The organism is Pseudomonas sp. MWU12-2020 (assembly GCF_023100605.1).
Taxonomy (GTDB): Bacteria; Pseudomonadota; Gammaproteobacteria; order Pseudomonadales; family Pseudomonadaceae; genus Aquipseudomonas; species Aquipseudomonas fluorescens_H.
This window is the reverse complement of the sequence record NZ_JALMEX010000001.1, coordinates 821,131-832,296: the sequence shown is the minus strand read 5'-3', so window position 1 is coordinate 832,296 and position 11,166 is coordinate 821,131. Positions and strand designations below refer to the sequence as shown.

Below are 11,166 nucleotides of genomic sequence, written 5' to 3'. Positions count from 1 at the left end.
ATGTCGAGCAAGAAAAAATCGCTGGAGATCGAAACCCTGCGTGGCCTGGCGTGCCTGCTGCTGGTGCTCTATCACGTCATCGGCCCGTTGGGCGGGGGCTTGAAGATCGATCTCGGCTCGCCGTTCCGCGTCATCGCCGACTCGATGGTGTACGTGCGCATGCCGCTGTTCACCTTCATTTCCGGCTACATCTATTCGATCTACAAAATTCGCGGCAATGACTTTTCCGCATTCTTCAGCGGCAAGGTGCGGCGGCTGATCGTGCCGCTGTTTTGCGTCGGCGTGCCGTTCTCGGTGTTGCAGGCGGTGGGGCCGGGGGTGAACAAGGACGTGGGTGTGATCGATGCGTTGTTGTCGTTCTGGGTGCCGGTCAATCACTTCTGGTTCCTGCAGGCGGTGTTCATCATTTTCATGTTTGTCGGGCTGCTCGAATGGCGCGGGCTGCTGCGCTCGATGACGCGCTTGTACCTGCTGTTCGGGTTCGCTGCGGCGGTGTTTCTGTTGCCACCGTTCAAGCTTGATGCGTTCGGCATCAATGGGGCGATTTACCTGCTGCCGTTTTTTGTGGCGGGGATGATCGGCCAGGAAAATGTCGAGGCGCTGAAGCAGCGGTTCAAGGTGATCGGGCCGCTGGTGTTTGTGTTGATCTCGCTGACGCTGCTGTACGTGGCGGCGATTGATCGCGAGCTGATCGTTGACCGCCGCAGCCTGATCGGTCTGACCGTGGGCTGCGTGTCCTGCATCGCCTTGCTGTCGAGTGACATGCGCTCGAAGTGGCTGACCTGGCTGGGCGGCTACTCTTACGCGATCTTCCTGTTCCACGTGCTGTTCGCCGCGACTTCACGGTTTGTCATGGGGCGGCTGGGGATAAAAGACGAAAGCATTCTGGTGCTCAGCGGCGTGCTGTTCGGCTTGTTGGGGCCGGTGGTGTTGTCGATGATTTTCAGCCGCTTCAATGTCACTTCGGTGCTGTTTCTCGGGGAACGTGCGGCGAAGAAGAAGCCAGCGGTTGGCGTTACTCCAGTGGTGCCGGCCAATAGCTGAAAAGCTTCGCGAGCAAGCCCGCTCCCACAGGGATTGTGTGAGTTGCCGAGATCCAATGTGGGAGCGGGCTTGCTCGCGAAGGGGCCATTCCAGACTGAAGGAAATAACGCATGTTGGCAGTAGATGACGCTCAGCCCGTCGCGGCGTCGGTGGTGGAAGTGGGCGATGCCCGCGAGCGCTTTGCGCAGTGGCGCGAAGGTAAGGCCGGGAGGGTGTTGTCGGTCTCGGTGATCGGCGACAGCTACAGCGCCGGGCAGAATTTTTATCTGAACAAACTGGTGCAGCGCGTGGCCGGCGAGGTCGGTTTTGCCGGCCCCGGTTATGTCGGTTTCAACCATGGCGCGGCGCTTGGTGGCACGCACTTCAAATACACCCGCAGCAGCGAAAAATTTTTCGGTGGTGGCTGGCAAGTGTCCGGCCTTGGCCAGGCCAGCCCCGACAGCCGCACGGTGACCGGCAAACCCGGCGCCTGGCTGCAAATCGATGCCAGTCCGACACCCGCCATCGACACCAAAGTCACTCAGGCGAACCTGCTCTACCTGGGCAGCGGCGAGCCCAGTGAGCTGCGTTACCGTTGGACGCCCGCGCAAGACTGGCAGCCCTTGAAACTTGAAGGGGCAGGCGTACAGGAAGTACCGCTCGCAGGTCTCTCTTCGGCGGCAGACTGGTCATTCAAACTGGAAGTGGTGAAGGGCGCGCCGACCTTGTTTGGCCTGTGGCTGAGCAACGATCAGCACGGCGTGCGGGTCTCGAAACTGGCGGCATCGGGCGCGGCATCGGCGGATTTCTATCACCAGGACCCGCAATGGCAGGTGCAGTGGAAAGCTGTCGTGTCGAAGATTCCCGCCGACGTTTACCTGATCATGCTCGGCGGCAACGATCAGGGCTTCGGGGTCAAACCCGAACAGTACCTGCACAACGTTCAGGGCTTGGTGGCGATGATCCGCGAGATTCAACCGGCGGCGAGCATCAACCTGATCATGCGTCAGGACACCACGCGTTCCAGTGCCTATCCGATGTCAGCGTATGCGCAAGTCCTGCAACCGTGGGCGCATGAGCAGCAGTTGGGCTTTGCCAATCTGCAATGTGCGTTCGGCCCTGACGTCAAACGCTATGCGGCGGCGATGATCGGGCCGGACAGGATTCATCCGCAGCCGGCCACGGGCGGGAAGGTGATTGCCGATTACTTCTATCGCTGGATTGTCAGTGGCATCAACGCGGACAGTTGCGACCCCACCAAACCTATGTAGGAGCTGCGGCACGCTGCGATCTTTTGATCTTAAAAACAAGATCAAAAGATCGCAGCGTGCCGCAGCTCCTACAGGGGGAGCGTTTATTGGAATTGGTCTATTTGGCTCAGGAGCTCGGCAGTCTTCTGCGGCATCAACTGCGTCGCACACCGCGTCTCGACATTGATGATGATCGCCGGCTCGTTGCAGCACAGGCGTACGCGGAAGCGCCAGTCGCTGAAGATCACTTTCAACCCATCACGGTCATCCATTTCCAGCGCCTGCTCGGCATAGCGTTGTTTCAGATGGGCGAGCAGGGGGTAGGGATCCGCCAGCGCTCGGCGAATGTCGCCGGACGCCGGAAACATGCCGATGCGCTCCACCAGCAGAATGCTGCCCAGCCACGACTCGTTGGCGCTGGGCAACGGCTGATGGCGTGGCAGCCAACTCACCGCCCCGAGGTTGCCCACCTCCCGTTCAATCTCTGCTGCATGCTGTGCCATGTTCATGGGTTGCCTCCTGAAAAGAGAAGTGGGCGGGAGCCGTCTCAGCGGCCCTTGAGGTAAACGTTGTCGTAGCAGAAGTTGGTCGCCTGCAGGTAACCCTCGGCGTCGCCGCAGTCGAAGCGCAGGCCCTTGAACTTGTAGGCCAGCACGCAACCGTTCTGCGCCTGTTTCATCAGCGCGTCGGTGATCTGGATCTCGCCGCCCTTGCCCGGTTGGGTGTCGGCGATCAGGTCGAAGATGTCCGGGGTGAGGATGTAGCGGCCGATGATCGCCAGGTTCGACGGGGCATCCTGCGGCGCGGGTTTCTCCACCATGTTATTGACCCGATAGATGCCGTCGGACATCAGCTCGCCGGCGATCACCCCGTACTTGTGGGTCTGGTCAGCCGGGACTTCCTGGATGGCGACGATCGAGCAGCGGAATTTCTTGTACAGCTGGATCATCTGCGACAGCACGCCGTCACCTTCCAGGTTCAGGCACAAGTCGTCGGCCAGCACCACGGCAAAGGGTTCATCGCCGATCAACGGGCGGCCGCTGAGAATCGCGTGACCGAGGCCCTTCATTTCCACCTGACGGGTGTAGGAGAAGGTGCAGGTGTCGATCAGTTCGCGGGTACCGGCGAGGAATTTTTCTTTCTCGGTGCCGCGAATCTGGTGTTCGAGTTCGTAGCTGATATCGAAGTGGTCTTCCAGCGCACGCTTGCCCCGACCGGTGACGATGGCCATGTGTTGCAGGCCGGCGTCCCGTGCTTCTTCAACGGCGTATTCGATCAACGGTTTGTTGACGATCGGCAGCATCTCTTTCGGCATGGCTTTGGTCGCCGGCAAGAAACGCGTGCCGTAACCGGCAGCGGGGAACAAACATTTACGAATCATAAAAGTATCCTGGACAGTCATGGAACACAGGCAACGGATGCGCACACTTACGAAGGCGCACAAGTTTCAATGATTATTGAACGAGTACTTTAATACCTGAGTCAGGTTGTTAATGGCAATTAGCGCGAAGGCTAAAACATGACAATGTTATGAGATGTCGGTAACAACGTTATTAGTTATTTTTAGTCGGTATCTGTTGATAGTGATGAGTGTACTTGGGGTGCTAATAAGTACCGGGCAATACAGTTTGACCTGCAAAAATATTTATTGCCAGTGGTTGAACCAATTTTGTTTGAGGCTGTTGTCGTCCTTATTTGTGTGGTGCGCCACAGATTGAATAAAAGGGACTTGACACGCTACTTGTCACTTATCCAATGACGGACCGCGCTATGAAGATTCTGGTAACGGGTGGTGCCGGCTATATCGGCTCGCACACCACACTTGCGCTGCTTGAAGCAGGTTATGAAGTTGTTGTACTGGATAATCTTTGCAACAGCAGCGATGCGGCACTGCACGCGATAGAAGGTATTTGCGGCAAAAGCGCGCTGATGATTCGTGGCGATGTCTGCGACCGGGCGTTGCTCGACCGGATTTTCCGCGAGCATCAAATCGACGCGGTGCTGCATTTTGCCGGGCTCAAGGCCGTCGGCGAGAGCGTGCGCAAGCCGCTGGATTACTACGAAAACAACGTCGGCGGCAGCATCACCTTGTGTCAGGCGATGGCCGCAGCGGGCGTGTTCCGGCTGGTGTTCAGCTCGTCGGCCACGGTGTACGGCGAGCCTGAACAGATGCCGATCCGCGAGGATTTCCCCACCGGCATTCCGACCAATCCTTATGGTCAATCCAAGCTGATCGTCGAGAACGTGCTGCGCGACCTGAGTCAGGCCGAGCCGCGCTGGAGCATCGCCTTGCTGCGTTACTTCAACCCGATCGGTGCGCATCACAGCGGGCATATGGGCGAAGACCCCAGCGGCATCCCCAATAACCTGCTTCCTTACATCAGCCAGGTCGCGGTCGGCAGCCTGCAGGAGTTATCGATCTTCGGCGACGATTACCCGACCATCGATGGCACCGGGGTGCGCGATTACATCCACGTCGTCGACCTCGCCGATGGCCATCTGAAGGCCTTGCAGTCGATTGCCGGACGCCCGGGCATTCACACCTGGAACCTTGGCACCGGCGACGGCTACAGCGTGATGCAAGTACTGCACGCTTTCGAACAAGCCAGCGGGCGACCAGTGCCGTACCGGGTGATGCCGCGTCGCAGCGGTGACATTGCCGAGAGCTGGGCCGACGCGTCCAAGGCTGCCAAAGAGCTCGGCTGGAAAGCCACGCGCAGTTTGCAGGACATGGTCACCGACACTTGGCGCTGGCAATCCAATCATCCGCGCGGTTATCTCGAATGATGTCGTTCTAATACTGAATGTTAGTTTCGGTCAGCTGTTAGATATCGTCGGGAAAATACGCTGGAAATGCCTTTTGCATGTCCGTAGATATAAACCTGCCGTTCGACTTTTATCAGTTGGGTAAGACTGTGAAAGAACGACGGATCTTGTTCGCGCATTTTGCGGACTTGAACGCTACCACCGCTAACACAGGCCGGTTTTTAACAGGCCGAATGTTAGAAAGGAGTTGATATGAAAAAAGTGATGGCGATTGCCCTGTTGACGATGTTGAGCAACTGGGCGTCCGCTGCTGAAGCGCCGCTTACTGCGGTGACCAATGTATCTGGCAGTGTCGCGGCTTCTACCGCGCCTGCTGCCAGTACGGCAATGGTTGCCAGTGCAGTGGCGGCGTCCAACAGTGGTGGAAGTGCCAACGGCGGTACCACCGGTACTACGGGTACCACCGGTACAACCGGCACGCACAACTAACAGGAACATTTGTTAGTGCAGTACAGGGTCGCCCGACGCAAGTCGGGTGACTTTGTTTTTAGATTCGCCCTTGAATAGCGTAGTGCCATTATGACTCGTAGTTTTTCTCTTTTGCTGTTGGCAAGTATCGCTTTGCAAGGTTGCATGTTTTCCCCCGGCCAATACCTGAGCACCGGCGACATCACGCGCCAGGGCGCCAGCGAAAGCAGTCGGGTCGAGCTGATTCCGATCACGCCCAAGCTGATCTCGATGACCCGCGCCACGCAAAAGCGTGAGACGGTGCCGGCGGAATTGTTGGCGACGCCGGCGGAATACCGCATCGGCAGCAACGATGTGCTGTACATCACGGTCTGGGATCACCCGGAGCTGACCGCGCCATCCGGGGCACAACAGCAGATCGACGCCAACGGTCGACTGGTGCGCTCCGATGGCACGCTGTACTACCCGTTCATCAAGGAAGTGCAGGCGGCCGGCAAGACTATTCAACAGTTGCGTGCGGACATCGAATCCCGCCTGTCGGCGTTCATCGCCGAGCCGCAAGTGGATGTCGCGGTGCTGCGTTTCGCCAGTCAGAAAGTGGTGGTCTCGGGCGCCGTGGCCAAGGCCGGCCCGCAGCCGATTTCCACCAACCCGTTGAGCGTGGTCGAAGCCCTCGGTACTGCCGGTATCGACACCAACAACGCCGATCTGTCGGGCCTGTTGCTGACCCGCAATGGCCGGGTGTATCCGCTCAATCTCGACTCGCTGAACCATCAGGATTCCGAGTTGCAGCACGTCTTTCTCAAGGGCGGCGACCAGCTCTATCTGCCGTACAACGACAACAAGCGCATTTACGTCATGGGCGAAGTCAATCAGCCCCGTGCGCTGAGCTTCAAGACCGCGACGATGAACCTCTCCGACGTACTCGGTTCGGTCGGCGGCTTGAGCCAGACCACTTCCAACGGTAACGCGGTGTACGTGATTCGCGGGGTGGAAAACCTCGATGTCGAGCCGGCGAAGATCTATCAACTGGAAGCCCAGTCGCCGACCGCCATGGCACTCGCTTCGCACTTTGAAGTGCGTCCCCAGGATGTGGTGTACGTCGGCCCGGCCAACGTCACGCGCTGGAACCGCTTCATCAGCCAACTGGTGCCGTCGGCATCGATTGTCGGGACCGGGGCTTCCGCTGCGAAGAACTGGAGCGAATTCAGTAACAACAGCAAATAAGGCCGACCGTGAAAACCTTGAAAGTTGGCGTCTGCCTGATGGCGGCCTTGATGTTGTGTGGCTGTAACCCGCTGATGACTGCTTCGGTGCGCAACCTCAAGTCGGCGGTGATCGGCCCGGATGAGCTGGACGTGAGCGCGGCCCAGGTGGCCGAGGTCAAGTATCCGCAAGTCAAACTGACCACGCCCTCCGGCTCCGGAGTGCTGGCGCTGGTGCGTGAGCGTGATGATCTGCAGTTCTGGGTCGCTTCCGGCAAACAGGTGTTGCTCCTGCGTGACGGCCTCGCCGTGCGCACCATCGGCCTCGGTGTGGAAGGCGATCTGGACGGCACGCGGCTGGCCGACAACGCGCCGTTCAAACGCGGCCTGCATCAAGTTGCCGATGGCTTCACCAGTCAGCGCTGGATCGACCTGTACAAGGGCCAGGAAGTCGGTTTGATCGTCAACAGCCGGTTCTCCCGTCGATCCACGCAAACCCTGGACATTCTCGACAAGCAATACACCGTGCTGCGTGTCGACGAGCGCATTGACGTTCCGGCCATCGGCCTGCGCGCGACCAACCATTACTGGGTCGATCCGGTGGACGGTTTCATCCTGCAGAGCGAGCAGCAACTGACCGCGCAAATGCGCGTGCGCATCGTGCAATTGACCCCCGATCGCAGGCACCTGCCATGAAGCGCTTACGGAGGTTATCGGCGGGTTTGCTGTTGCTCAGCGGCGTCAGTCAGGCAGCGGTCACGGTCAGTGGCGATGTCGCCAACCCAGGGCCGGTGGAATTGCCGCCGGGCGGGCGCTTGCTCGACGTGATCAGCGTGGCCGTACCGAATGCCGAAGGTTACTGGCTGGCCGGCGAGTTGCTGCGCCAGTCGTTGCTGGAACAGCAGGCCCGGCTCAAGGCCGGCGTGTTGTTCGATCTCGATGTGCTGCAGCGCATGGCTTCGCTGTTTGACCGCCCGAGTCGCGCGGCGCTGGCGTTGCGCTTGGCCGAACAGGTGCGGCAGATGCCGGTCACCGGGCGCCAGGTCGCGGATCTCGATCCGGTCGCGGTGGAAGTCGGTTTTGCGCGCAATATCCGTCTCGACGATGGCGATCGCCTGATCTACCCGAAACGGGTCGACGAGGTACAGGTATTGGGCGCCGTCGCCGAAACCTGTCACCTGCCTTATCAGCCACTGCTGGAGGCGCGCGAGTACCTGGAAAGCTGCACGCCGCTGGACGATGCCGAGGCCGATTACCTGTGGCTGATCCAGCCCAATGGTGCGGTTCGGCGCGTGGGCATTGCGCATTGGAATCGCGAGAGCGGGCAGTTTCCCGTGGCCGGCAGCAAGATTCTGGTGCCGGTGAAAAACGATGATCTGGATCCGCCTGTTCCTGAACTGAATCAGCAGTTGGCCGAATTGATTGCCACGCAGCTGGCTGAGGTGGTTCGTTGAAGTTACGTGTTGCAGCTGTGTTGTTATTGCCGTGCGGTCTGGTGCATGCCGAGCCGCGTATTACCCAGAATGATTTCGGTGGCACCGGTCTGTTGCAGACGCCGACCGCACGCATGGCCCCGGCCGGCGAGCTGAGCGTCAACGCCAACCGCACCGAGCCTTACAGCCGCTACAGCGTGTCGCTGCAGCCGCTGGACTGGCTCGAAGGCTCGTTCCGCTACACCGCCATCACCAACCGCCCGTACGGGCCGGAGTCGATGAGCGGCAGCCAGAGCTATAAGGACAAGGCGGTCGATGCCAAAGTCCGGCTGTGGCAGGAAACCCACTGGGCCCCCGATGTTGCTTTGGGCTTCCGAGACATTGGCGGTACCGGCTTGTTCGCCAGCGAATATTTCGTCGCCAACAAGCGCTTTGATAATTTCGATTTCAGCGCCGGCATTGCCTGGGGGTATCTCGGTAATCGTGGCGATCTCGACAACCCGCTGGGCTACCTCGACGATCGCTTCAAGACCCGTCCGGCCCTGGAAGGCACCGGTGACGTCAACGCCGGTTCGTACTTTCGCGGCAAGCCTTCGTTCTTCGGTGGTGTGAGCTACCAGACACCGTGGGATCGACTCAGCCTGAAACTCGAATACGAAGGCAACGACTACAAGCACGAGCCCAAGGACAACGTGATCAAGCAAGACTCGCCGATCAACTTCGGCGCGGTGTTCAAGGTGGCGGATTCGGTGGACGTCAGCGCGGCGTGGGAGCGGGGCAACACGGCGATGTTCGGCGTGACCTTTCACACCAATTTCGTCAGCCGCAAGGCGCCGGCCAAGACCTACGATCCGACGCCTGAACCGCTGCCGGCGAAGATGCCGACCACGCCGATGGAACAGGTCAACTGGGCCGACGTGTCGCAACGCTTGCAGCAAAACGCCGGGTACAAGGTCGAGCGCATCAGCCAGCGTGATTCCGAGCTGATCGTCTACGGCGAGCAGCAGCGTTACTTCCATTCGTCCAAGGCCGTTGGCCGCGCAAGCCGGATTCTCGACAACAGTGTGAATGACGACATCAATTGGTTCACCGTGGTCAACAAGCGTTACGACCTGCCGCTGGAAGAGACCAGCGTGCCGCGCCAGACCTTCCGCGAAGTGATCAACAACGAGGAGCCGCTGGAGTCGTTGCACCGCACCACCGAGATCAACCCGGCGATGCCGCACAACGAGAAAACCCTCTACAGCGAAGCGCCGCAGCATTTCAGCTATGGCGTCGGTCTGGGCTTCAAGCAAAACGTCGGCGGCCCGGATGGTTTGCTCTATCAATTGAGTGCCGATGCGGACGCCGAGTACCGCTTCAACCGCAACACCTGGTGGAGCGGGCTGGTCAGTGCCAACCTGGTGAACAACTTCGACAAGTTCACCTACGATGCGCCGAGCGGTCTGCCGCGGGTGCGTACCGATTTGCGTCAGTACCTGACCACCTCGGAAGTGACCATGCCGTTGTTCCAGGTCAGCCATGCCGAGCAGTTGGACAAAGACCTGTATGGCATGGTCTACGGTGGTTATCTGGAGTCGATGTTTGCCGGCGTCGGCGGTGAGGTGTTGTTCCGTCCGACCGGCGAGCGCTGGTCGGTGGGGGCGGATCTGAACTATGTGCGCCAGCGCGAGTTCGACCAGGGTTTTGGCCTGCGCGACTATTCGGTCTGGACCGGGCACATCACCGGCTACACCGACTTGCCGTACGACACGCTGGCGGCGGTCAGCGTCGGTCGCTACCTGGCCGGCGACTGGGGCGGCACGCTCGACATCTCTCGCGAGTTCTTCAACGGCGTGCGCTTCGGCGCCTGGGCCACGATCACCACCGCCGGCAGTGCCGAGTATGGCGAAGGCAGTTTCGACAAAGGCCTCTACCTGTCGATCCCGTTCGACGAAATGATGAGCATGTCGACCATGCGCCGCGCCAACCTCGTCTGGGCCCCCCTGACCCGTGACGGCGGCGCCAGGCTCAATCGCAGCTTCCAGCTGCACTCGATGACCGATAGCCGCGAGGGCGACATGTTCTACCGCAACTTCTCGAAGATTACCGAGTAATCCTTGGGGATCGGTGGGAGCAGCTGGCCTGCTCGCGATGGTGCCGGCCCATTCAACATCTGTGCAGCCTGACCCACCGCTTTCGCGGGCAAGCCACGCTCCCACAGTGGTTCGAGGGTGAAGCAAATATCTTGGTCCACACCCCAATCCCTGTGGGAGCGGGCTTGCTCGCGAAGGCGTCGGCCCACTCAACATCTGCGCTGCCTGACCCACCGCTTTCGTGGGCAAGCCACGCTCCCACAGTGGTTCGAGGGTGAAGCAAATATCTTGATCCACACCCCAATCCCTGTGGGAGCGGGCTTGCTCGCGAAGGCGTCGGCACATTCAGCATATGTGCTGCCAGATCCACCGCTTTCGCGGGCAAGCCACGCTCCCACAGTGGAACTGGATGAACTGGATATCCTGATCCCCCCCGATCCCTGTGGGAGTGAGCCTGCTCGCGATGGCGTCAGCCCAGTCGACATCCCTGTTGCCTGAAACACCGCCATCGCGAGCAGGCTCACTCCTACAATGGGGCTGCGGTGAGGCCATACATCCCGACGCGATCCCCAATCCCTGTGGGAGCGGGCTTGCTCGCGAAGGCGTCGGCACATTCAATATCTGCGCTGCCTGACCCACCGCTTTCGCGGGCAAGCCACGCTCCCACAGTGGTCTGGGGTGAACCGAATATCCGATCCATACCCCCGATCCCTGTAGGAGTGAGCCTGCTCGCGAAGGCGTCAGTCCATTCAAAATCCATGTTGCCTGATCCACCGCTATCGCTTGCACGCAAGCTCCCACAGTGTTTTTGTCGTGCGCCCGATTTGAGTGAACGCCGCCGGACCCTGTGGGAGCGGGCTTGCCCGCGAAGGCGCCGGCACTGCCACCATCGCAACAGCCTGACTCACCACCCAATCCCGCCCACAAAAAAGGGGACTTTCGTCCC

At 59.9% G+C, this 11,166-nt stretch carries 10 protein-coding genes; 8 read left to right on the top strand and 2 right to left on the bottom strand.

What is annotated here, in order from left to right:
- Entirely contained in the window at nt 1-1,044 is a 1,044-nt protein-coding gene (locus M0814_RS03980) for an acyltransferase (protein ID WP_103485774.1), read from the top strand.
- 110 nt (nt 1,045-1,154) lie between these two features.
- Nucleotides 1,155-2,294: a GDSL-type esterase/lipase family protein gene (locus tag M0814_RS03975; protein ID WP_103485773.1), complete on the top strand. Its 1,140-nt coding sequence runs from the start codon at nt 1,155-1,157 to the stop codon at nt 2,292-2,294.
- An 83-nt stretch (nt 2,295-2,377) separates the two neighbouring features.
- Here the strand turns inward: M0814_RS03975 and M0814_RS03970 are convergent, their stop codons facing one another.
- Complete coding sequence (locus tag M0814_RS03970; protein ID WP_103520632.1) at nt 2,378-2,782, bottom strand: mannose-1-phosphate guanylyltransferase; 405 nt, start codon at nt 2,780-2,782, stop codon at nt 2,378-2,380.
- Between the two features lie 38 nt (nt 2,783-2,820).
- A complete protein-coding gene (galU, locus tag M0814_RS03965) occupies nt 2,821-3,654 on the bottom strand; it encodes a UTP--glucose-1-phosphate uridylyltransferase GalU (protein ID WP_103484261.1) in 834 nt (277 codons plus the stop codon).
- A 389-nt stretch (nt 3,655-4,043) separates the two neighbouring features.
- Between galU and galE the strand changes: the two genes are divergently transcribed.
- From galE to M0814_RS03935, 6 genes are all read left to right on the top strand, one after another.
- The gene (gene galE, locus M0814_RS03960; RefSeq protein ID WP_103484262.1) at nt 4,044-5,060 is read left to right on the top strand and encodes a UDP-glucose 4-epimerase GalE; all 1,017 of its coding nucleotides are present in this window, start codon (nt 4,044-4,046) and stop codon (nt 5,058-5,060) included.
- A 231-nt stretch (nt 5,061-5,291) separates the two neighbouring features.
- Complete coding sequence (locus tag M0814_RS03955) at nt 5,292-5,528, top strand: hypothetical protein (protein WP_003226528.1); 237 nt, start codon at nt 5,292-5,294, stop codon at nt 5,526-5,528.
- A 144-nt stretch (nt 5,529-5,672) separates the two neighbouring features.
- Nucleotides 5,673-6,734, top strand: a complete 1,062-nt coding sequence (locus M0814_RS03950) for a polysaccharide biosynthesis/export family protein (RefSeq protein ID WP_003226526.1) — start codon at nt 5,673-5,675, stop codon at nt 6,732-6,734.
- Between the two features lie 8 nt (nt 6,735-6,742).
- The gene (locus M0814_RS03945) at nt 6,743-7,408 is read left to right on the top strand and encodes a YjbF family lipoprotein (protein WP_103484263.1); all 666 of its coding nucleotides are present in this window, start codon (nt 6,743-6,745) and stop codon (nt 7,406-7,408) included.
- A complete protein-coding gene (locus M0814_RS03940; protein WP_103484264.1) occupies nt 7,405-8,166 on the top strand; it encodes a capsule biosynthesis GfcC family protein in 762 nt (253 codons plus the stop codon). Before M0814_RS03945 ends, M0814_RS03940 begins: the two co-directional genes overlap by 4 nt.
- A complete protein-coding gene (locus M0814_RS03935; protein WP_103484265.1) occupies nt 8,163-10,241 on the top strand; it encodes a YjbH domain-containing protein in 2,079 nt (692 codons plus the stop codon). The genes M0814_RS03940 and M0814_RS03935 overlap by 4 nt, the downstream gene beginning before the upstream one ends.
- Nucleotides 10,242-11,166: the final 925 nt, after the last annotated feature.